This is a genomic window from Pseudomonas sp. PP3, from assembly GCF_905336995.1.
GTDB classification, from domain to species: Bacteria; Pseudomonadota; Gammaproteobacteria; order Pseudomonadales; family Pseudomonadaceae; genus Aquipseudomonas; species Aquipseudomonas reinekei.
In genome coordinates, this window is the sequence record NZ_HG995459.1 from 6234016 (window position 1) to 6254061 (window position 20046).

A 20046-nucleotide genomic window follows, 5' to 3' on the forward strand; every position below is an offset into this window, starting at 1 on the left:
CAGGCCATGAGCGCCGTAATCGATGACCACGGTCATGCCGACCACGCCCACGGCCCTGCCAAAGGCCTGATGCGTTGGGTGCTGACCACCAACCACAAGGACATCGGCACGCTGTACCTGTGGTTCGCGTTTTCCATGTTCCTGCTCGGCGGCTCGTTTGCGATGGTGATTCGCGCCGAGCTGTTCCAGCCGGGCCTGCAAATCGTCCAGCCGGAATTTTTCAACCAGATGACCACCATGCACGGCCTGGTGATGGTCTTCGGCGCAGTGATGCCGGCATTCGTCGGCCTCGCCAACTGGATGATTCCGCTGATGGTCGGCGCGCCGGACATGGCCCTGCCACGGATGAACAACTTCAGCTTCTGGCTTCTGCCAGCGGCGTTCATCATGCTGGTTTCGACCTTGTTCACCCCGGGGGGCGGGCCGAACTTTGGCTGGACGTTCTACGCGCCGCTGTCCACGACCTACGCGCCGGAAAGCGTGACGTTCTTCATCTTCGCCATCCACTTGATGGGGATCAGTTCGATCATGGGCGCGATCAACGTGATCGCCACCATCCTCAACCTGCGCGCCCCCGGCATGACGCTGATGAAAATGCCGCTGTTCGTCTGGACCTGGCTGATCACCGCGTTCCTGCTGATCGCGGTGATGCCGGTGCTGGCCGGGTGCGTGACGATGATGCTGATGGACATCCACTTCGGCACCAGCTTCTTCAGTGCTGCCGGCGGCGGTGATCCGGTGCTGTTCCAGCACGTGTTCTGGTTCTTCGGTCACCCCGAGGTGTACATCATGATTCTGCCGGCCTTCGGTGCCGTCAGCTCGATCATCCCGACCTTTTCGCGCAAGCCGCTGTTCGGCTACACCTCGATGGTCTACGCCACGGCCAGTATTGCGTTCCTGTCATTCATCGTCTGGGCGCACCACATGTTCGTGGTCGGCATTCCGCTGGTGGGCGAGCTGTTCTTCATGTACGCCACGCTGCTGATCGCGGTGCCAACGGGCGTGAAGGTGTTCAACTGGGCCAGCACCATGTGGCAGGGCTCGCTGACCTTCGAGACACCGATGCTGTTTGCGGTGGCGTTCGTGATCCTGTTTTCCATCGGCGGGTTCTCCGGGCTGATGCTGGCCATCGCCCCGGCGGACTTCCAGTACCAGGACACTTACTTCGTGGTCGCGCACTTCCACTATGTGCTGGTGCCGGGCGCGATCTTCGGGATCTTCGCTTCGGCGTACTACTGGATGCCGAAGTGGACAGGTCACATGTACGACGAAACCCTCGGCAAGCTGCACTTCTGGCTGTCGTTCATCGGCATGAACATGGCTTTCTTCCCGATGCACTTCGTGGGCCTGGCTGGGATGCCACGGCGGATTCCGGACTACAACCTGCAATTCGCCGACTTCAACATGGTGTCGTCGATCGGTGCCTTCATGTTCGGCGCCACGCAGATTTTCTTCCTGTTCATCGTGATCAAGACCATTCGCGGCGGCCCGCCGGCACCGGCCAAACCATGGGATGGGGCTGAAGGGCTGGAGTGGAGCATTCCGTCACCGGCGCCGTATCACACCTTCACCACGCCGCCGGAAGTGAAATGAACAATTTCTGCCTTGTGGATATTCCTGTGGGAGCTGGCTTGCCAGCGATGGGATCACCGCGGTGTGTCAGACATGCAGCCATCGCTGGCAAGCCAGCTCCCACAGGGTTCTCGGTGGAGGGCATAGTTCATGGCTGATTCAATTTCGATGAAGAAGCTGGTCACTCGGCTATTGCTGGTGGTGGTCGCGATGTTTGTCTTCGGCTTTGCCCTGGTGCCGATCTACGACGTGATGTGCAAGGTGTTCGGCATCAACGGCAAGACTGCCGGTCAGTACGAAGGCGAGCAAACGGTCGATACCTCGCGGCAGGTGCGCGTGCAGTTCCTGTCGACCAATTCCGCCGACATGTCCTGGGATTTCTATCCCAAGCACGATGAACTGACGGCCAACCCCGGTGCGGTGAACGAGATGATCTTCATCGCGCACAACCCCACCGACAAGCCGATGAGCGCCCAGGCCGTACCGAGCATCGCGCCGAGCGCGGCGGCGGCGTATTTCCACAAGACCGAATGCTTCTGCTTTACCCAGCAAGTGCTACAACCCGGGCAGCGGATCGAGATGCCGGTACGTTTCATCGTTGACCGTGACATGCCCAAGGAAGTGAAGCACCTGACGCTGTCCTACACGCTGTTCGATATCACCGCCCGACATCCACCGGTCGCAGTAAACACTGGCGGTTGAGCGTGCCCGATAAGGAGAACAATAAATGGCAACTCATGAGCATTATTACGTTCCGGCCCAGAGCAAATGGCCGATCATCGCCACGGTCGGGATGTTCGTCACGGTGTTCGGCCTGGCCACCTGGTTCAACGATCTGAAAGCGGCGCGGCCCGAATCCCATGGCCCGCTGATCTTTTTCGTCGGTGGCCTGCTGCTGGCCTACATGCTGTTCGGCTGGTTCGGCACGGTGATCAAGGAAAGTCGCGGCGGCTTGTACAGCGCGCAGATGGACCGTTCGTTTCGCTGGGGCATGAGCTGGTTCATCTTCTCGGAGGTGATGTTTTTTATCGCCTTCTTCGGTGCGCTGTTCTATGTCCGGCAGGTCTCCGGTCCGGCGCTCGGCGGAGAAGGCACCAAAGGCCTGGCGCACATGCTGTGGCCGAACTTCGAGTTCGTCTGGCCGTTGCTGAACAACCCGGACTCGAAACTGTTTCCTCCCCCCAAGGACGTCATCAGTCCATGGGGCCTGCCGCTGCTCAACACCGTGCTGTTGGTGAGCTCTAGCGTGACCGTGACCATCGCCCATCACGCCTTGAAAAAAGGCCATCGCGGCGCATTGAAAATCTGGCTGGCGATCACCGTACTGTTGGGATGTGCGTTCCTCGGCTTCCAGGCTGAAGAATACATCCACGCCTACCAGGAACTGGGCCTGACCCTGGGTTCGGGCATCTACGGCGCCACCTTCTTCATGCTCACCGGGTTCCACGGCGCGCACGTGACCATGGGCACCATCATCCTGTTCGTGATGCTGATGCGAGTGATGCGCGGGCACTTCGACAACGAGCATCAGTTCGGCTTCGAGGCGGCGAGTTGGTACTGGCACTTCGTGGACGTGGTGTGGATCGGACTGTTCGTTTTCGTCTACGTCCTTTAGGCCCTACCAAGGGGTGTGGGAAACCAGCTGGCCGCTGAAGAAACCCCAGGCGATCAAGCCGACGGTAATGGTGGCCAGCGCGACACGAACACTCAAGGCAATGACGAGGCGGGTCGAGCTGCTGTCGTCCTTGACCAGAAAAAACAGGCCGCTGAACAGGCTGACAACCGTGGCAATCAGCATCAGGACGATGGCTGCTTTGAGCATGGTGAGACTCCGGGGGACTAGCGATGCACTTGAGTATAGCTATCGCACCGACCGACTTTCTGGCCACGCCATGAAGCGCTTCCGGCCGGGCATTGTGCCGACATTGGTGGTAGGCCTGCTGCTGCCGCTGCTGGTGTCGCTCGGGTTCTGGCAATTGGGCCGGGGCGCGGAGAAAAGTGCACTACTGCAAACCTACAGCGAGCGCCGGGTTGCCGAACCAATGGCCAGCACCGAACTGCAACACAGCGCAGACCCGGCCTTTCGCCGCGTTCGCCTGCACGGCCAGTTCGACGCCAGCCACAGCCTGTTGCTGGATAACCGCCAGCGCGACGGCAAGGTCGGCGTCGAGCTGCTGCAACCGTTCCAGGATCAGGCGACCGGACTTTGGCTGCTGGTCAATCGTGGCTGGCTGCCGTGGCCCGACCGGCGTACACCACCGCAATTCACCACACCCACCCAGGCATTGAGTCTGGATGCCTGGGTCTATGTTCCGCCCGGCGCGACTTTCCAGTTGCATGCCGATCCCGACACCAAGACCTGGCCGCAACTGGTCACGGCGGTTGTCCCGCCAAAGCTCTGGACAGCCCTCGACCGTGACGGCTTCGCCTACGAATTACGCGCAGAAACCGGACCGGCGACTTACCAGGCCGATTGGCCAGTGGTTGCCATGGGGCCGGAAAAACACATCGCTTATGCCGTGCAGTGGTTCGCCATGTCGATCGCCCTGTTTGGCCTTTATCTCTACCTCGGCTGGCACAACGCAAAGGAGAAACACCATGGGAGCGGCCATGAATCCACCCAGCATGTCTGAGGCAAAACCGTCGGTGAACCGGCGCAAGGGACGCGTGCAGTTGCTGTTGATTCTGCTCGGCGTGATCGGGCCGATGATCCTCGCCACCGGCATGTACAAACTGCAGTTCTGGGTGCCGGAAGGTCGCAGCTATCACGGCGAATTGATCGGCAACGGCCAGACCCGCGCCGACCTCGGCGTGCAGGCTGAGGAAGCGCGCTGGCAGTTGCTGGTGACCGCACCGAAGGACTGCGCGGTCGACTGTCAGCAACTGGTGTACCTGGCGCGGCAGATCCAGATCGGCCTGGGCCGCGAAGCCGGGCGCGCCAGCCATGCGATCGCCGCGGCACAACCGTTGAGCAGCAATTACGAGGCCAAGCTGACCCGCGAATACCCGCAACTGCAACGTTATCCGCTGGACCTCGCCACGTTCACCAAGACCACCGGTGACAAGGCTGCGCCACAACTGTGGATCATCGATCCCCACGGCAACCTGGTGCTGCGCTACGACCCGTCGGTCAAAGGCAAGGATCTGCTCAATGACCTGCGTCACCTGCTGAAACTGTCCAACATCGGATAAGGGCATCGTCATGGCCAAACCTGGATTTCGCCTCGCGCTGTTTGCCACCTTGCTGGCACTGATTGTGGTGTTGCTCGGCGCCTACACCCGCCTGACTCACGCCGGCCTCGGCTGCCCGGACTGGCCGGGCTGCTACGGCTTTATCAGCGTGCCGAAAAGCGAAGCCCAACTGGCCCATGCCGAATTGCATTTCCCGGACACGCCGGTGGAGGCCCACAAGGGCTGGAACGAAATGATCCACCGCTACTTCGCCGGCGCGCTGGGGCTGTTGATTGTGGCCCTGGCCGTTCGCGCGTGGACCCATCGCCGGCATCCAGGACAACCGGTGAAGCTGCCGTTGTTCCTGCTGGCGGTGGTGATTGCGCAAGCGGCGTTCGGGATGTGGACGGTGACGCTCAAGCTTTGGCCGCAAGTGGTGACCGGGCATTTGCTCGGCGGCTTTGCCACGTTGAGCCTGTTGTTCCTGTTGACCTTGCGCCTCTCCGGCGTGCTCCCGGCATTGACGGTGCCACGGCGTTTGCAGCACTGGGCGACGGCCGGACTGCTGCTGGTGATCGGGCAAATCGCCCTGGGTGGCTGGGTCAGCTCCAACTATGCCGCTGTGGCCTGCATCGACTTTCCGACCTGCCACGGCCAATGGCTGCCCCCTGCCGATTTCGCCAATGGATTTCACCTGACCCAGCACATCGGCCCGAACTACCTCGGCGGACAACTGGACAGCGATGCGCGCACGGCGATTCACCTCACACACCGCATCGGCGCGTTGCTGGTGACGCTGGTGCTGCTCGGTCTGGCCTGGCAACTGAAAATGGTCGGCATGACGCGCCTGACGGGCCTTGTATTGGTCGCCCTCGCGGCACAAATCACCTTGGGCATCAGCAATGTGCTGTTCCATCTGCCGCTGCCGGTGGCCGTCGCACACAACGCCGGGGGAGCCGCCCTGTTGCTGACCATGGTGTTGGTCAATTATCACGCTCGAACCAGTCTGGTCCGGGTCAAGCAACCTTCGCGCTGGCGCTTCAGCCCGCGTAAACATTCAGCCGGGCCCATAACAATAAAAGGAGAGATGCCATGGCGATTTTGATCGGCGAACGTCACAGCCAGGCGATCTGGCGTGACTACCTGGAACTGACCAAGCCGAAAGTGGTGGTGCTGATGCTCATCACCTCGCTGGTCGGGATGTTCCTCGCCACTCGCGCCGGGGTGCCATGGACCGTGCTGGTGTTCGGCAACCTGGGGATCGCCCTGTGTGCGGGCGGTGCGGCAGCGGTCAACCATGTGGTGGACCGGCGGATCGATGCTGTCATGGCCCGCACCCACAAACGTCCCCTGGCTGAAGGCCGGGTATCACCAGCCGCCGCGCTGACCTTTGCCCTGGTGCTGGCTCTGCTGGGGCAGGCCTTGTTGCTGGCCTTCACCAATCCACTGACCGCATGGCTGACCCTCGCCTCTTTGCTCGGCTATGCCGTGGTCTACACCGGCTTCCTCAAACGCGCGACGCCACAGAACATCGTTATCGGTGGCCTCGCCGGTGCCGCTCCGCCCCTGCTCGGCTGGACCGCTGCCACCGGTCACGTCAGCGCCGAACCGTTGCTGCTGGTGTTGATCATTTTCGCCTGGACCCCACCGCACTTCTGGGCGCTGGCCATCCACCGCAAAGAGGAATACGCCAAGGCTGACATTCCGATGTTGCCGGTGACCCACGGCGAGCATTACACCAAGGTGCACATCCTGCTTTACACCGGCGCGTTGCTGGCCGTGAGCCTGATGCCGTACGTGATTCACATGAGCGGCCTGCTTTACCTGACGTGCGCGATTGGCCTGGGCGCGAGGTTCCTGCAATGGGCCGTGGTGCTGTACCGTGGCACTCGGCCGCACGCGGCGATCAACACGTTCAAGTACTCTATCTACTACTTGTTCCTGCTGTTCATCGCGCTGCTCGTAGACCACTACTTATTGTTGAACCTATGACTCGAACCCAGAAAACCGTCTTCATCCTTGTCGCCCTGATCGCGCTGGTCCTGGGCCTGACCATCAACAAAGTGCTCTCCGGCAAAGGCCAGGGCGATCCGACGGCGCTGATCGACGCAGGCATCATTCTGCTGCCGCAAAGCCGCACCCTGCCGAGCGTGACGATGACCGATCAGGACGGCAAACCGGTCGAGATCAATGAACTCAAGGGCAAGTGGTCGCTGCTGTTCTTCGGTTATACCTTCTGCCCGGACATCTGCCCGACCACCCTTGCCCAGCTGCGTCAGATCAAAAGCGAACTGCCTCCCGAGGCGGTGGGCAAGTTGCAGATCGTGCTGGTCAGCGTCGACCCGAACCGCGATACGCCGAAACAGCTCAAGCAGTATCTGGGTTACTTCGATCCGCAGTTCATCGGCCTGACGCCGACCTCGGTAGAAGAACTGCAAAAAGTCGCCAACGCGGTGAGCATCCCTTTCATCCCGGCGGATACCAGCAAGCCAAACTACACCGTCGACCACAGCGGCAACCTGGCGGTGATCGGGCCGGACGGCACGCAACGCGGGTTTATCCGCGCACCGTTGAATAACGCGAAGCTGGTCGCGCAGTTGCCGGTGATGCTGAACCGCAAGTAACAGCTCCCACAGGGACACAGTGTTTTCAGGCATAAAAAATGGGCATCCGATTTAATCGGTATGCCCATTTTTTATTGCGGTCCTCCCTATTCGGGAAGGAGATCACCGCAATTACGGATTGACGCTGTCTTTCAACGACTTGCCTGGCTTGAACGCAACGGTGTTGCTGGCCTTGATTTTGACAGGTTCACCGGTTTGCGGGTTTTTGCCGGTGCGGGCGCCGCGGTGGCGTTGCAGGAAGGTGCCGAAGCCAACCAGCGTGACGCTGTCTTTGCGGTGCAGGGCGCCGGTGATTTCTTCGAGAACGGCGTTGAGAACGCGGTTGGCCTGCTCTTTGGTGAGGTCTGCTTTTTCAGCAATTGCTGCAGCGAGTTCTGGTTTACGCATATTAGTGAAGCCCCTTTGACGGTTTTTTGTTGTTATGTCCGTGCTGCTCTCTGTGGAGCAGCGCCCAAAGCGCCGCAGGTGCTCTACTCTGCGGCAGACGGGAGTGAGGATGGCACGCAGAGAGGAGCCGCGCCAGTGTCGACGCGGCCAATGTAAGGGCAAAAGGGGGGTGATTCCGACAGAACGACCGGTATTTACGCCAGCAGCGCCGGAAGCTCTTTGTTCAGGGCCAATTTCTCCATCACGGCCGCGCCTGTCAGGGCATAACCGAGCAGTTTGCCGTTGGCATCGCGGCATAAAACCTTGATGTCGGCGCCCTGCCCTTCAACCGTCCAGATGCCCTCCATACCCCGTGGCGGCGGGGACACCACGACCGGACACACCGGGGTTTTCACGGTGATGGGCATCGGGCCATAGGCGACCGCTGTCGGCTTGCCGGCGAGGGTCTGGGCCAGCGCTCTCGCACAGCTCATCAGGGGCATCACGTACAACAGATTCAGCCCATCGACTTCGGCGCAGTCGCCCAGCGCGTAGATATTGGCATGAGAGGTTTTCAGGTGACGATCGACCATCACACCACGATTGACCTGCAACCCGGCAGCGGCCGCCAGATCGATGCGTGGGCGCAGGCCGATGGCCGACACCACCACGTCGCACGGGATGACCTGGCCATCGGACAGGTGCGCTTCCAGGCCATCGTCGACCCGTTGCAGGCGTGTCAGCACCGGCCCGAGGTGGAAGCGCGCGCCGAGGCTTTCCAGCCCGGCCTGAACCGCCGCGGCCGCTGCGGGGTGCAACAGGGTCGGCATCACTTGTTCGCACGGTGCAACCAGTTGCACCTCGTAGCCGCCCAGGCTCAAGTCGTTGGCGAACTCGCAGCCAATCAGGCCGGCACCGAGCAGCAACACCCGACGCTTGCCGGCGGCCGCTGCGCGGAAACGAGCGTAGTCTTCCAGGTCATTGATCGGGAATACGCAGTCCGCCGCGTCGCCTTCGATAGGTACGCGCACGGTTTCGGCGCCCCAGGCCAGGATCAGGTCGCGGTAATACACCGCTTCTTCACCGATCCACAGGCGTTTGTGGCCAGGATCGATGCCGCTGATGCGCGTGTGGGTGCGCACTTCGGCTTTCAACTGCTCGGCCATGGCCCCCGGTTCGGCCATGCTCAGGCCGTCGGCGTCCTTGTTTTTACCGAAACCGGTGGAGAGCATCGGTTTGGAGTAGGAGCGCCCGTCATCGGCGGTAATCAGCAGCAGCGGGGTTTCGCCATCGAGTTTGCGAAACTCCCGGGCCAGGTTGTAGCCAGCCAGGCCGGTGCCGACGATCACGACAGGTGCGTTCATTCCTTACTCCTCTAAATGTCTTAGTTGATTTCGATCATTTCGAAATCCATTTTGCCGACGCCGCAATCCGGGCACAGCCAGTCTTCCGGCACGTCCTGCCACAGGGTGCCCGGCGCAATGCCGTCATCCGGCCAGCCGTCGGCTTCGTTGTAGATCAGGCCGCAGACCACACATTGCCACTTTTTCATTCAGGTATTTCCTCAGATTCAGGCTTTTACTGGCGCGAACAGTCGATGGATAAAGCGCTGCTGTCCGGCTCAGGGCGTTTTGTACTGATGGGACCGGCCAGATGCAAGCCTGTTCGGCGCAACGGGCGGCCAGATCACTCAAACTTATCAGCTGACATGGTAAGCTCGCCGCCTCATTTGCTGCCAATAATGACTCACTGTGCCGCACTCAAAATCCCTGCTCTGGGCGCCCAGAAGCCAACTCGCTACCCTCCCCGACGCCTCAACCCTCGACTGGTTGTTCGATGAAGGCTCGCTGACCAGACGCCTGATTCATCTGACCAACGATGCGTTCAGCGTCACGCCGTTGTTCGAAGGCTGGCAGCCCCTGCGCGCTGATGAATGCATCGCGCTGGACCTGGTCGAAGGCAGCGAAGGCTGGGTGCGCGAGGTGTATTTGCGCGGTCATGGTGAAGCCTTGGTGTTTGCCCGCAGTGTGGCGTCGCGCAGCGCCTTGCAGGGCGACGGCTTGCACATGGATGAACTGGGCAGTCGCTCCCTGGGCGAATTGCTGTTTTGCGACCGTGCATTCCAGCGTCAGGCCATCGAGATTTGCCACTGCCCTCAAGAATGGTTGCCGAGCGACGTGCGGGCACCTGAATTATGGGGCCGCCGCTCGCGCTTCGATCGTGGCGCGCTGAGCATCCTGGTGGCCGAGATTTTCCTGCCGACCCTGTGGAACGCCGCCGGCGTCCAACCGGAGAGCCGTTGATGTACCAGAGCCTGCTCAAGTCCCTGAACCGCTTGAACCCACGGGCCTGGGATTTCATTCAGTTGACCCGCATGGACAAGCCGATCGGCATCTACCTGCTGCTGTGGCCGACGCTGTGGGCGCTGTGGATTGCCGGCAAGGGCTCGCCGTCGCTGGCCAACATCGTGATTTTCGTCCTCGGCGTGGTGCTGACCCGGGCCGGCGGCTGCGTAATCAACGACTGGGCTGACCGCAAGGTCGATGGCCACGTCAAACGCACTGCACAACGTCCGTTGGCCAGCGGCAAGATCAGCTCGAAAGAGGCGCTGGTGTTTTTTGCACTGCTGATGGGCGTGAGTTTTCTGCTGGTACTGTGCACCAATGCCCCGACGATCTGGTTGTCATTTGGGGGGCTGGCGCTGGCCTTCACCTACCCGTTCATGAAGCGCTACACCTACTACCCGCAAGTGGTGCTGGGCGCGGCGTTTTCCTGGGGCATGCCGATGGCGTTCACCGCCGAGACCGGCGAACTGCCGGCGGCGGCGTGGCTGCTGTGGATCGCCAATCTGTTGTGGACGGTGGGTTACGACACGTATTACGCGATGACTGATCGCGATGACGACTTGAAGATCGGCGTGAAGTCCACGGCCATCCTGTTTGGCGACGCGGACCGGGTAATCATCCTGTCCCTGCAAGGGTTGGCGCTGGGTTGCCTGTTGCTGGCCGGATCAAAGTTCGAACTCGGTGGCTGGTTCCACCTGGGGCTGGCGGTGGCAGCGGGCTGTTTTGCCTGGGAGTTCTGGTACACCCGAGGCAAGGACCGCATGCGCTGTTTCAAGGCGTTTTTGCACAATCACTGGGCTGGATTGGCGATTTTTGTCGGGATCGTGCTGGATTACGGGCTGCGATGACAGAAATCTGCCCCGTTAACCGGGGCAGAGGCGCAGGCGAGAATTACTTTTGCGATTCGCGAACAACGTGCCAGACGTCCTTCATTTTGTCGCCCGTCATGTCTCCAGGCGCCTTGTCCTTCACAAACGTGTAAAGCGGCTTGCCGTCGTAGGCGTATTGACTCGTGCCGTCATCGCGCTTGATGACACTCCACTTGCCATCGGCCGTGGCACCCGCCGGCGCCATCATCGGTGGCCAGTTTTTCGCACAGTCGTCGTTGCACATCGACTTGCCGCCCGAGTCCTTGTCGAACGTGTACAGGGTCATGCCTTTGTGGTCGACCATCATGCCGTCTTTCATCATCGCCGGATCGGCAGCAAAGGCCAGTGTCGGCAGCGTTAGCGCAGCCGTGACCAGCAATGCCTTCCAGGATTGAGCAAGGTGATTCATGGAAACCTTCCTTTTGCGGTTGTCAGGATTCGGACTTAGAGCTTAGTCCAGGATCATGGCGATCGCCGGTCGACTAAAATACTGTCACACGACTGCAATAATTCCGTTATCTAATGCGGCGCAAGACAGTTAAATGACAAGAGGATTAAGGCATGGTTGGCAGGAGCATTCTGATCGTCGACGACGAAGCGCCCATTCGCGAAATGATCGCCGTTGCTTTGGAAATGGCCGGCTATGACTGCCTGGAGGCGGAGAACTCCCAGCAGGCGCATGCCATTATCGTCGACCGCAAGCCAGACCTGATCCTGCTCGACTGGATGCTGCCCGGCACGTCCGGCATCGAGTTGGCCCGCCGCCTCAAGCGCGATGAGCTGACCGGGGATATCCCGATCATCATGCTCACCGCCAAGGGCGAAGAGGACAACAAGATTCAGGGTCTGGAAGTCGGCGCCGATGACTACATCACCAAACCGTTTTCCCCGCGTGAACTGGTCGCCCGCCTCAAAGCCGTGCTGCGCCGCGCCGGTCCTACCGATGGCGAAGCGCCGATTGAAGTCGGCGGCCTGCTGCTCGACCCGATCGGCCACCGCGTGACCATCGACGGCAAACCGGCAGAAATGGGCCCGACCGAGTACCGCCTGCTGCAATTCTTCATGACCCACCAGGAACGCGCCTACACCCGTGGCCAGTTGCTTGATCAGGTCTGGGGCGGCAACGTCTATGTCGAGGAACGCACGGTCGACGTACACATCCGTCGCCTGCGCAAAGCCCTCGGCGATGCCTATGAAAATCTGGTACAAACCGTGCGCGGCACCGGTTACCGCTTTTCTACCAAAGCTTGACGGCAGCTACGACCTGCAAGCTTCAAGCGGCAAGCTAAAAGCCAAGCCGCTTCCAGCTTGGCGCTAAAAGCTGCTTTTCTGACAAGGACGCGCGTCACGTGAATCAAAACTGGCATGGCACCCTGATTCGCCACATGCTGCTGCTGGTCACCGCCTGCCTGGTGGTCGGCCTGATCACCGGCTACTACGGCTGGAGCCTCGCCGCAGGCCTGGGAATTTACCTGGCCTGGACCCTCAAGCAACTGCTGCGCCTGCACGAATGGCTGCGCCTGCACCAACCCGATGAAGCACCACCCGATGGCTACGGCCTGTGGGGCGAAGTGTTCGACAGCATCTACCACCTGCAGCGTCGTGACCAACGGGTGCGCGGGCGCCTGCAAGCCGTCATCGACCGGGTTCAGGAATCCACCGCCGCGTTGAAAGACGCCGTGATCATGCTCGACACCGACGGCAACCTGGAATGGTGGAACCGCGCCGCCGAAACCCTGCTGGGCCTCAAGACCCCGCAGGACAGCGGCCAACCGGTGACCAACCTGGTGCGCCATCCGCGCTTCAAGGAATACTTCGAGCAGGACAACTACGCCGAGCCGCTGGAAATCCCCTCGCCGACCAACGACCGCGTGCGTATTCAGCTGTACATCACCCGTTATGGCAACAACGAACACCTGATGCTGGTGCGCGACGTAACGCGCATTCATCAGCTGGAACAGATGCGCAAAGACTTCATCGCCAACGTGTCCCACGAGTTGCGTACGCCGCTGACGGTGATCTGCGGCTATCTGGAAACCCTGCTCGACAACGTCGAAGAAGTGAACCCGCGCTGGACCCGGGCCTTGCAGCAGATGCAGCAGCAAGGCGGACGCATGCAGACCCTGCTCAACGACCTGCTGTTGCTGGCCAAACTGGAAGCCACCGACTACCCGTCGGATAACCAGCCCGTGGCGATCGACGGTTTGCTGCAATCGATCAAGAGCGATGCGCAGCAACTGTCCGGGCAGAAGAACCAGCGCTTCACCCTCGAGGCCGACCCGACCATCCTGCTCAGGGGCAGCGAAGCGGAATTGCGCAGCGCGTTTTCCAACCTGGTGTTCAACGCGGTGAAGTACACCCCGGCCGAAGGCAATATCCGCATTCGCTGGTGGGGCGACGAGCAAGGCGCGCACCTGAGCGTGCAGGATTCCGGGATTGGCATCGACAGCAAACACCTGCCGCGCCTGACGGAACGCTTCTATCGCGTCGACTCCAGCCGCAATTCCAACACCGGTGGCACCGGCCTTGGCCTGGCCATCGTCAAACACGTGCTGTTGCGCCACCGCGCGCGCATGGAAATCAGCAGCGTACCGGGCCACGGCAGCACCTTTACCTGCCATTTCGCGCCTGCCCAGGTCAGCAAATCCCGAGTCATCAGCACCGCCGACTGATACCGGCCAGCACGCGCCACTAGGCAATCTGCGAGTCAGCCGCTACATTGGCTGACTTGTGCCTGCCCTTCAGGTACACATTTTTCTTCCCTTTCGAATTCACGGAAACCGCAAAACTCCATCATGGACCCTTCCCCTGGCTTGACCCTCGCTACAATTTTCGCCGACTTCGGCATGATTCTTTTTGCTCTGATCCTGGTTTTGCTCAACGGCTTTTTCGTTGCGGCGGAATTTGCCATGGTCAAATTGCGCTCGACCCGCGTCGAGGCCATCGCTGAACAACACGGCTGGCGTGGCCACATCCTGCGCACCGTGCACAGTCAGCTCGATGCGTACCTGTCGGCCTGCCAACTGGGTATCACCCTGGCCTCGCTGGGCCTGGGCTGGGTCGGTGAGCCGGCGTTCGCGCACATTCTTGAGCCGTTGCTGAGCGCCGTGGGCGTCGAGTCGGCCGAGATCGTCAAAGGTGTGTCGTTCTTCACCGCATTCTTCATCATTTCGTACCTGCACATCGTGGTCGGCGAACTGGCCCCGAAATCCTGGGCTATCCGCAAACCCGAGCTGCTGTCGCTGTGGACGGCTGTGCCGCTGTACCTGTTCTACTGGGCCATGTACCCGGCGATCTACCTGCTCAACGCCAGCGCCAACACCATCTTGCGCATCGCCGGGCAAGGTGAACCCGGCCCGCATCACGAGCACCATTACAGCCGCGAAGAACTGAAGCTGATCCTGCACTCCAGCCGTGGTCAGGACCCGAGCGACCAAGGCATGCGCGTATTGGCCTCGGCGGTAGAGATGGGCGAGCTGGAAGTGGTCGACTGGGCCAACTCCCGCGAAGACCTGGTGACCCTGGAGTTCAACGCACCGCTCAAGGAAATCCTGGCGATGTTCCGTCGCCACAAGTTCAGCCGTTATCCGGTGTACGACAGCGAGCGCCAGGAGTTCGTCGGCCTGCTGCACATCAAGGATTTGCTGCTGGAGCTGGCGGCGCTGGACCACATTCCCGAGTCGTTCAACCTGGCCGAACTGACTCGCCCGCTGGAACGCGTCTCCCGGCACATGCCGCTGTCACAATTGCTGGAGCAGTTCCGCAAGGGCGGCTCGCACTTCGCCGTGGTCGAAGAGGCCGACGGCAACATCATCGGCTACCTGACCATGGAAGACGTGCTGGAAGTGCTGGTGGGCGACATTCAGGACGAACACCGCAAGGCCGAGCGCGGGATCCTCGCGTATCAACCGGGCAAGCTGCTGGTGCGTGGTGATACACCGCTGTTCAAGGTCGAACGTCTGCTGGGTATCGATCTGGACCACGTTGAAGCCGAAACCCTTGCCGGGCTGGTCTACGAAAGCCTCAAACGGGTGCCGGAAGAGGAAGAAGTGCTGGAAGTCGAGGGTCTGCGGATCATCATCAAGAAGATGAAAGGTCCGAAGATCGTGCTGGCCAAGGTGTTGATGCTCGACTGACTCACACCTCGGCTGAACGATTACTCATGTGGCGAGGGAGCTTGCTCCCGCCGGGTTGCGAAGCGGCTCCAAGTCCTGCAACCGCGATCGTTCAGATCAACCGCATTCACCGGATTATCGGCTGCTGCGCAGCCGAGCGGGAGCAAGCTCCCTCGCCACAATAAGTCATCTTTACCGTCGTTATTGCTTGCCCAACGCAAAGTTGGGCAGCATCCCCACCGGCTGATTGAACCGATACGGAATCGACACCAGCCCCATCCCGGTATTGCGCTGCACCACGAAATGCAAATGCGGCCCGGTGCTGTTGCCGGTGTTGCCCGACAATGCCAATGCACTGCCTACCGCCACCTTTTGCCCCTCTCGCACCCTGACCGAACCTTGCTTGAGGTGCAGGTACACGCCCATGGTCCCGTCATCGTGCAGCACCCGCACGAAATTGCCGGAGGCATCGGTGCCGCGCCCGCTCTGGCGGTTCTCGGTTTTCACCACCACCCCGCCCCGTGCGGCAATGATTGGCGTGCCCTCTGGCATGGCGATGTCGATGGCGTAACGGCTCTTGGGGCCGAAGTGGCTGTAGGGACCGTTGGCGCCCTGACTGATCCGGAACGGGCCACCCCGCCACGGCAACGGATACCGATAGCCCACCATGGGACCTGAGGGGTCGCCCAGGAAGTAATTGAACTTCGGAACGTAGGAGAGTGGCTTTCCAGCCTTGGTCGCCGTGAGCTGCGCCATGCGAACGCTGGTGCGCTGCGGTATCACCCGCCGAATGGGCTTGCCCGGTGCACCGCTGGCGTTTTTCACCCCGGAAAAACTCAATTCGACTTCGACCGGCGCATACAGGTCATTGCGCACGTACACGCTATCCACGCCATTTTTCTTCATGATGATCAGGCGTACCTGACGCTCAAGGTGCTCGACCATGCCGTCACGAAAAATAAACGGCTTGGAGTTTTTGCTGGTGGGGAAGTCGCTGTAGGAGACCACGCCATTGGCATCGGTGGATTTGTAGATCGTCGTGGCCATCGCCGAAGCGGCGGCCATGCACAGACCACAAAAAAGCAGTATTCGCGTCAACATGAGGATGAATTCTGTCGAGTAAGACCTGCAATTGAGCCTAGCAGCCGGAATTGACCAGCGTGGTCGACAGTTGTTTCAGAATGGGCATTGCGGGGGATCAACGGTGATCGTACTGACGCCATCGTGAGCAGACGCGCTCCCACAGAGTTGATGTTGCCTGTGGGAGCGATTGTCTGGCATCGAACGAGTCAGGCCAATTGAAGCGTCTGGGTCGATGGGAAGCAGATGTCGACTTCAAGCTTTGCAGCGGCTGACAAATTCACCAATGCATCCAGAGAAAACTTGTCGATCTTGCCGTTAAGCATGTCGTTGAGCCGTGGCTGGGATATATCAAGACGCTTGGCCGCCTCTTTCTGCGGAAGCTCCCAGGCTCGAATGGTGGCGCAAAGTGTGCGCATCAGTTTGGCGCGTAGACGCATATTAGCCGCTTCCTGCGGAGTCTCTTCCAACGCATCCCAAACACTCGAAAAACGCTGGGACGGGTTTTGATGATCCTTCATGGCATTAACCTATTTCCTGATATCTGGCGCGTGCCAGTTCGATGTCTCGCGTTTCGGTTTTTCGAGTGGTCTTTTGAAGGGCGTGCAACACGTAGATTGCCTCCGGTCGGTTAACCACATAGAACACGCGAAACGCCCCCGACTCCTCGGTGATTCGGATTTCGTTGACCCCACGCCCTACTGTTTTCATAGGTCGCCAGTCAAAAGGCTCATCACCGTGTTGCAAAAGATCCAGCTGGAATCCCACAGCCCGGCGCGCATCAACCGGAAACGCTTTCAGATCCTTGAGCGCACTCCCGACAAACACCACATCCTTGTGTCTTCCCATCGACTTCTCCTGTTGGCGGAAGGAAAAGCGTAATAGGCAAAATCGATGTGTGACGTTCTGGACTGTTGCAAGGAGTGGCCGAGCGCAAACCCTTACTCAGCAATCTATATCAAAACCAATATAAATCAAATCACGGCTTGCCCATTCGGCGAGATGGAATAAGTAAAGAACGCGTTGCGAGCAGCCTCGCTTCCACGTGGAAATGCATTCCAGTGCAAGAGCGAGCCTGCTCGCGATGGCGGACTTTCAGGCGACGCGATCTTAAGCGCCAGGTATGAAGTGCTTCTGCGCCGTGCCACGGGCAATCAGGCGGGAGATGTAGTCGAGCTTCTGCGCGTCCTGGTCGACGAAGCGGAAGGTCAGTTGCAGCCATTCGCTGTCAGGCTTTTGTTCGTGGGCGACGATGGCGTGCAGATAGCCATTGAGGCGCGCCGTTTCGGCGTTGTCGCCCTGCTCCAGGTCGAGTACGGCGCTGTCGAGGACTTGCGGCAGGGTGTCGATGCGCTTTACCACCAGCAGCGCTTCCTTGAGGCTCAGGGCCTTGATCACACATTGCTGGATGCCGTTCGGCAAACGCAATTGACCCTGACCACGGCCTCCGCCGACGGAGGCAGCAGCAGCCACCGGTGCCTTGACCGGCGGACTGTTGAGCAATCCTCGGGAGGGTGCTGCAGCAGGGGCCGCGGCAGCCGGTGCAACCACGGCGGGTTTGCCGCCGGTCAATGCGCTCAGGGAGTCGTTAGCGAACGCCGAGCTGGTTTTAGTCGCTGCGACGTTGATCAAGGCGTCGAGCTTGCCGACCTTGTGCAGCGCCTGCTTGACCTTGGTGATCAGTTGCTCGTTGGTGAAGGGTTTGCTGACATACCCGGACACGCCAGCCTGAATCGCCTGGACGACGTTCTCTTTGTCGCCGCGGCTGGTCACCATCACGAACGGCATACTTTTGAGGCTGTCTTGCTCGCGGCACCAGGTCAGCAGTTCCAGACCGGACATTTCCGGCATCTCCCAGTCGCAGAGGACCAGGTCGAACGCTTCCTTCGCCAGCATGGCCTGAGCCTTTCTGCCGTTGACCGCGTCTTCGATCCGCATGCCCGGGAAATAGTTACGCAGGCATTTCTTCACCAGGTCACGAATGAACGAGGCATCGTCCACGACCAAAACACTGACCTTACTCATCCATAACCCCTTTAAAAAATCCCGGCAAGCATACCGCTTTGCTGATGGCACATTGCCAAAAACCTTCAGTCACGCCGGCTCTTTTCGTTCGCGGGTGCTGCTTTTCGAATTCGTGGACCGCAAACAAAAACGCCCGGCCAAAAGGCCGGGCGCTTTGCTTGGGCAACCTTACTTATCGTCAGCTTTGCCCGGAACATTAGCGGTTTCACCGCTTGTTCCTTCAACTTCTTCTTTCATGCGCTTGAGGCCCAGGTGACGCACATCGGTGCCGCGCACCAGGTAAATCACCAATTCCGAGATGTTGCGCGCGTGGTCGCCGATCCGCTCTAGCGAACGCAGCACCCAGATAATGCTCAAGACCCGCGAGATAGAGCGTGGGTCTTCCATCATGTAGGTCGCCAGCTCGCGCAGGGCGGTCTTGTATTCGCGGTCGATGATCTTGTCGTACTGCGCCACCGACAACGCCAGGTCGGCGTCGAAACGGGCAAATGCGTCCAACGCATCGCGCACCATGTTGCGCACCTGGTCACCGATGTGGCGAACCTCGACATAACCGCGCGGCGCTTCGCCTTCTTCGCACAGCTGGATGGCGCGGCGGGCGATTTTGGTCGCTTCGTCACCGATGCGCTCCAGGTCGATCACCGACTTGGAGATGCTGATGATCAGACGCAGGTCCGATGCCGCTGGCTGTCGACGGGCCAGAATGCGCAGGCATTCTTCGTCGATGTTGCGTTCCATCTGGTTGATCTGGTCGTCGATCTCGCGCACCTGCTGGGCCAGGCCGGAGTCGGCCTCGATCAGCGCGGTCACCGCATCGTTGACCTGCTTCTCGACCAGCCCGCCCATGGCCAGGAGGTGGCTGCGCACTTCCTCAAGCTCGGCGTTGAACTGCGCGGAAATGTGATGGGTAAGGCCTTCTTTACTAATCATGTTGGCGTCCTTGGAGCGTCCGGTAAGGTGCGGTGGGCCGCAGCGTCAGTTCAGTGAACAACCACAGCTTCCTAGCCGTAGCGACCGGTGATGTAGTCTTCGGTCTGCTTCTTCGCCGGATTGGTGAACAGGGTGTCGGTGTCGCCGAATTCCACCAGTTTGCCCATGTACATGAACGCCGTGTAGTCGGAAACCCGCGCGGCCTGTTGCATGTTGTGGGTCACGATAACGATGGTGAACTTCGATTTCAGTTCGTAGATCAGCTCTTCGACTTTCAGCGTCGAAATCGGGTCGAGTGCCGAGCACGGTTCGTCGAGCAACAGCACTTCCGGTTCCACGGCGATGGTGCGCGCGATCACCAGACGTTGCTGCTGACCACCGGACAGGCCCAATGCCGACTCATGCAGACGGTCTTTGACTTCGTCCCACAGCGCCGCGCCTTTCAACGCCCACTCGACGGCTTCGTCGAGCACGCGTTTCTTGTTGATGCCCTGGATACGCAGGCCGTAGACCACGTTCTCGTAGATGGTTTTCGGGAACGGGTTGGGTTTCTGGAACACCATGCCGACGCGACGACGCAGTTCGGCCACGTCTTCGCCCTTGCGGTAGATGTTGTTGCCGTACAGGTTGATCGCGCCTTCGACGCGGCAGCCATCGACCAGGTCGTTCATGCGGTTGAAGGTGCGCAGCAGCGTGGATTTGCCGCAGCCGGACGGGCCGATGAAGGCGGTCACGCGCTGTTTCGGGATGTTCATGCTGACGTCGAACAGCGCTTGTTTGTCGCCGTAGAACAGGCTCAGGCCCGGCACTTCAATGGCTACGGTTTCCTGCTCGAGGTTCAGGCTCTGTTTGTCGCGACCCAGGGCCGACATGTTGATGCCGTGGGTATGTGTTTCGTGCTGCATGGGAGGCTCCCTGTGCTAACAAATTCGGTTCGGTAGGCCGAGGG

Annotated in this window: 24 protein-coding genes; 13 read left to right on the forward strand and 11 right to left on the reverse strand. The window is 60.2% G+C overall.

The features are described 5' to 3' along the window. Positions 1-6 precede the first annotated feature (6 nt). The 3 genes from ctaD (at position 7) to KHO07_RS28265 (ending at position 3187) form a co-directional block, all read left to right on the forward strand. Positions 7-1593 carry a cytochrome c oxidase subunit I gene (gene ctaD / locus KHO07_RS28255; protein ID WP_075947090.1) on the forward strand — a complete coding sequence of 529 codons (1587 nt, stop codon included), beginning with the start codon at positions 7-9 and terminating at the stop codon, positions 1591-1593. Positions 1594-1722: 129 nt separating this feature from the next. After that, complete coding sequence (locus KHO07_RS28260) at positions 1723-2274, forward strand: cytochrome c oxidase assembly protein (protein WP_150735830.1); 552 nt, start codon at positions 1723-1725, stop codon at positions 2272-2274. A gap of 25 nt (positions 2275-2299) precedes the next feature. Further along, positions 2300-3187: a cytochrome c oxidase subunit 3 gene (locus KHO07_RS28265; RefSeq protein ID WP_150735831.1), complete on the forward strand. Its 888-nt coding sequence runs from the start codon at positions 2300-2302 to the stop codon at positions 3185-3187. 3 nt (positions 3188-3190) lie between these two features. On the opposite strand, the gene KHO07_RS28270 is transcribed toward KHO07_RS28265, so the two are convergent. Further along, complete coding sequence (locus tag KHO07_RS28270; protein WP_212626107.1) at positions 3191-3394, reverse strand: twin transmembrane helix small protein; 204 nt, start codon at positions 3392-3394, stop codon at positions 3191-3193. A gap of 70 nt (positions 3395-3464) precedes the next feature. Between KHO07_RS28270 and KHO07_RS28275 the strand changes: the two genes are divergently transcribed. From KHO07_RS28275 to KHO07_RS28295, 5 genes are read left to right on the forward strand one after another with little or no spacing between them, the layout of a single operon-like run. Further along, entirely contained in the window at positions 3465-4205 is a 741-nt protein-coding gene (locus tag KHO07_RS28275) for an SURF1 family protein (protein ID WP_150735833.1), read from the forward strand. Beyond that, positions 4171-4764 (forward strand): hypothetical protein, encoded by a 594-nt coding sequence (locus tag KHO07_RS28280; protein WP_212626108.1) that lies wholly within the window; start codon positions 4171-4173, stop codon positions 4762-4764. Before KHO07_RS28275 ends, KHO07_RS28280 begins: the two co-directional genes overlap by 35 nt. A 10-nt stretch (positions 4765-4774) precedes the next feature. Next, entirely contained in the window at positions 4775-5848 is a 1074-nt protein-coding gene (locus KHO07_RS28285) for a COX15/CtaA family protein (protein WP_212626109.1), read from the forward strand. After that, the gene (gene cyoE, locus KHO07_RS28290) at positions 5836-6735 is read left to right on the forward strand and encodes a heme o synthase (protein WP_150735836.1); all 900 of its coding nucleotides are present in this window, start codon (positions 5836-5838) and stop codon (positions 6733-6735) included. Before KHO07_RS28285 ends, cyoE begins: the two co-directional genes overlap by 13 nt. Beyond that, complete coding sequence (locus KHO07_RS28295) at positions 6732-7367, forward strand: SCO family protein (protein ID WP_150735837.1); 636 nt, start codon at positions 6732-6734, stop codon at positions 7365-7367. Before cyoE ends, KHO07_RS28295 begins: the two co-directional genes overlap by 4 nt. Positions 7368-7478: 111 nt before the next feature. Here the strand turns inward: KHO07_RS28295 and KHO07_RS28300 are convergent, their stop codons facing one another. From KHO07_RS28300 to KHO07_RS28310, 3 genes are all read right to left on the reverse strand, one after another. Beyond that, on the reverse strand, positions 7479-7754 hold the full coding sequence (locus tag KHO07_RS28300; RefSeq protein ID WP_003213368.1) for an HU family DNA-binding protein: 276 nt from the start codon (positions 7752-7754) through the stop codon (positions 7479-7481). 194 nt (positions 7755-7948) lie between these two features. Further along, on the reverse strand, positions 7949-9097 hold the full coding sequence (locus KHO07_RS28305) for an FAD-dependent oxidoreductase (RefSeq protein WP_212626110.1): 1149 nt from the start codon (positions 9095-9097) through the stop codon (positions 7949-7951). Positions 9098-9117: 20 nt separating this feature from the next. Continuing rightward, positions 9118-9285: a rubredoxin gene (locus KHO07_RS28310; RefSeq protein ID WP_007954349.1), complete on the reverse strand. Its 168-nt coding sequence runs from the start codon at positions 9283-9285 to the stop codon at positions 9118-9120. Positions 9286-9484: 199 nt separating this feature from the next. On the opposite strand from KHO07_RS28310, the gene KHO07_RS28315 reads away from it, so the two are divergent. Beyond that, complete coding sequence (locus KHO07_RS28315) at positions 9485-10036, forward strand: chorismate lyase (RefSeq protein ID WP_212626111.1); 552 nt, start codon at positions 9485-9487, stop codon at positions 10034-10036. Further along, positions 10036-10926, forward strand: a complete 891-nt coding sequence (ubiA, locus tag KHO07_RS28320; RefSeq protein WP_212626112.1) for a 4-hydroxybenzoate octaprenyltransferase — start codon at positions 10036-10038, stop codon at positions 10924-10926. Before KHO07_RS28315 ends, ubiA begins: the two co-directional genes overlap by 1 nt. Before the next feature lie 43 nt (positions 10927-10969). On the opposite strand, the gene KHO07_RS28325 is transcribed toward ubiA, so the two are convergent. Next, complete coding sequence (locus KHO07_RS28325; RefSeq protein WP_075947078.1) at positions 10970-11356, reverse strand: hypothetical protein; 387 nt, start codon at positions 11354-11356, stop codon at positions 10970-10972. Positions 11357-11508: 152 nt separating this feature from the next. On the opposite strand from KHO07_RS28325, the gene phoB reads away from it, so the two are divergent. The 3 genes from phoB (at position 11509) to KHO07_RS28340 (ending at position 15083) form a co-directional block, all read left to right on the forward strand. After that, positions 11509-12198: a phosphate regulon transcriptional regulator PhoB gene (phoB, locus tag KHO07_RS28330; protein WP_034149326.1), complete on the forward strand. Its 690-nt coding sequence runs from the start codon at positions 11509-11511 to the stop codon at positions 12196-12198. A gap of 134 nt (positions 12199-12332) precedes the next feature. Beyond that, positions 12333-13619 (forward strand): phosphate regulon sensor histidine kinase PhoR, encoded by a 1287-nt coding sequence (gene phoR, locus KHO07_RS28335; protein WP_244858326.1) that lies wholly within the window; start codon positions 12333-12335, stop codon positions 13617-13619. 123 nt (positions 13620-13742) lie between these two features. Beyond that, positions 13743-15083 (forward strand): hemolysin family protein, encoded by a 1341-nt coding sequence (locus KHO07_RS28340; RefSeq protein WP_075947075.1) that lies wholly within the window; start codon positions 13743-13745, stop codon positions 15081-15083. 180 nt (positions 15084-15263) lie between these two features. On the opposite strand, the gene KHO07_RS28345 is transcribed toward KHO07_RS28340, so the two are convergent. The 6 genes from KHO07_RS28345 to pstB form a co-directional block, all read right to left on the reverse strand. Beyond that, on the reverse strand, positions 15264-16163 hold the full coding sequence (locus KHO07_RS28345) for a peptidoglycan DD-metalloendopeptidase family protein (protein WP_212626114.1): 900 nt from the start codon (positions 16161-16163) through the stop codon (positions 15264-15266). A gap of 188 nt (positions 16164-16351) precedes the next feature. Beyond that, positions 16352-16663 carry an XRE family transcriptional regulator gene (locus KHO07_RS28350; RefSeq protein WP_150735842.1) on the reverse strand — a complete coding sequence of 104 codons (312 nt, stop codon included), beginning with the start codon at positions 16661-16663 and terminating at the stop codon, positions 16352-16354. A gap of 4 nt (positions 16664-16667) precedes the next feature. Next, positions 16668-16991 (reverse strand): type II toxin-antitoxin system RelE/ParE family toxin, encoded by a 324-nt coding sequence (locus KHO07_RS28355; protein WP_075947072.1) that lies wholly within the window; start codon positions 16989-16991, stop codon positions 16668-16670. A gap of 261 nt (positions 16992-17252) precedes the next feature. Then, positions 17253-18167, reverse strand: a complete 915-nt coding sequence (locus KHO07_RS28360) for a response regulator (protein ID WP_150735844.1) — start codon at positions 18165-18167, stop codon at positions 17253-17255. Positions 18168-18335: 168 nt separating this feature from the next. Further along, positions 18336-19097, reverse strand: coding sequence for a phosphate signaling complex protein PhoU (gene phoU / locus KHO07_RS28365; RefSeq protein ID WP_008150055.1), 762 nt, complete (start codon positions 19095-19097; stop codon positions 18336-18338). Between the two features lie 71 nt (positions 19098-19168). After that, positions 19169-20002, reverse strand: coding sequence for a phosphate ABC transporter ATP-binding protein PstB (gene pstB / locus KHO07_RS28370; protein WP_045057806.1), 834 nt, complete (start codon positions 20000-20002; stop codon positions 19169-19171). Between the last annotated feature and the right edge of the window lie 44 nt (positions 20003-20046).

Bases quoted from the DNA above. Each gene is read 5' to 3' on its own strand.
- ctaD (WP_075947090.1), top strand. From the start codon at position 7: ATGAGCGCCGTAATCGATGACCACGGTCATGCCGACCACGCCCACGGC.
- KHO07_RS28260 (WP_150735830.1), top strand. From the start codon at position 1,723: ATGGCTGATTCAATTTCGATGAAGAAGCTGGTCACTCGGCTATTGCTG.
- KHO07_RS28265 (WP_150735831.1), top strand. From the start codon at position 2,300: ATGGCAACTCATGAGCATTATTACGTTCCGGCCCAGAGCAAATGGCCG.
- KHO07_RS28270 (WP_212626107.1), bottom strand. From the start codon at position 3,394: ATGCTCAAAGCAGCCATCGTCCTGATGCTGATTGCCACGGTTGTCAGC.
- KHO07_RS28275 (WP_150735833.1), top strand. From the start codon at position 3,465: ATGAAGCGCTTCCGGCCGGGCATTGTGCCGACATTGGTGGTAGGCCTG.
- KHO07_RS28280 (WP_212626108.1), top strand. From the start codon at position 4,171: ATGGGAGCGGCCATGAATCCACCCAGCATGTCTGAGGCAAAACCGTCG.
- KHO07_RS28285 (WP_212626109.1), top strand. From the start codon at position 4,775: ATGGCCAAACCTGGATTTCGCCTCGCGCTGTTTGCCACCTTGCTGGCA.
- cyoE (WP_150735836.1), top strand. From the start codon at position 5,836: ATGGCGATTTTGATCGGCGAACGTCACAGCCAGGCGATCTGGCGTGAC.
- KHO07_RS28295 (WP_150735837.1), top strand. From the start codon at position 6,732: ATGACTCGAACCCAGAAAACCGTCTTCATCCTTGTCGCCCTGATCGCG.
- KHO07_RS28300 (WP_003213368.1), bottom strand. From the start codon at position 7,754: ATGCGTAAACCAGAACTCGCTGCAGCAATTGCTGAAAAAGCAGACCTC.
- KHO07_RS28305 (WP_212626110.1), bottom strand. From the start codon at position 9,097: ATGAACGCACCTGTCGTGATCGTCGGCACCGGCCTGGCTGGCTACAAC.
- KHO07_RS28310 (WP_007954349.1), bottom strand. From the start codon at position 9,285: ATGAAAAAGTGGCAATGTGTGGTCTGCGGCCTGATCTACAACGAAGCC.
- ubiA (WP_212626112.1), top strand. From the start codon at position 10,036: ATGTACCAGAGCCTGCTCAAGTCCCTGAACCGCTTGAACCCACGGGCC.
- KHO07_RS28325 (WP_075947078.1), bottom strand. From the start codon at position 11,356: ATGAATCACCTTGCTCAATCCTGGAAGGCATTGCTGGTCACGGCTGCG.
- phoB (WP_034149326.1), top strand. From the start codon at position 11,509: ATGGTTGGCAGGAGCATTCTGATCGTCGACGACGAAGCGCCCATTCGC.
- phoR (WP_244858326.1), top strand. From the start codon at position 12,333: ATGCTGCTGCTGGTCACCGCCTGCCTGGTGGTCGGCCTGATCACCGGC.
- KHO07_RS28340 (WP_075947075.1), top strand. From the start codon at position 13,743: ATGGACCCTTCCCCTGGCTTGACCCTCGCTACAATTTTCGCCGACTTC.
- KHO07_RS28345 (WP_212626114.1), bottom strand. From the start codon at position 16,163: ATGTTGACGCGAATACTGCTTTTTTGTGGTCTGTGCATGGCCGCCGCT.
- KHO07_RS28350 (WP_150735842.1), bottom strand. From the start codon at position 16,663: ATGAAGGATCATCAAAACCCGTCCCAGCGTTTTTCGAGTGTTTGGGAT.
- KHO07_RS28355 (WP_075947072.1), bottom strand. From the start codon at position 16,991: ATGGGAAGACACAAGGATGTGGTGTTTGTCGGGAGTGCGCTCAAGGAT.
- KHO07_RS28360 (WP_150735844.1), bottom strand. From the start codon at position 18,167: ATGAGTAAGGTCAGTGTTTTGGTCGTGGACGATGCCTCGTTCATTCGT.
- phoU (WP_008150055.1), bottom strand. From the start codon at position 19,097: ATGATTAGTAAAGAAGGCCTTACCCATCACATTTCCGCGCAGTTCAAC.
- pstB (WP_045057806.1), bottom strand. From the start codon at position 20,002: ATGCAGCACGAAACACATACCCACGGCATCAACATGTCGGCCCTGGGT.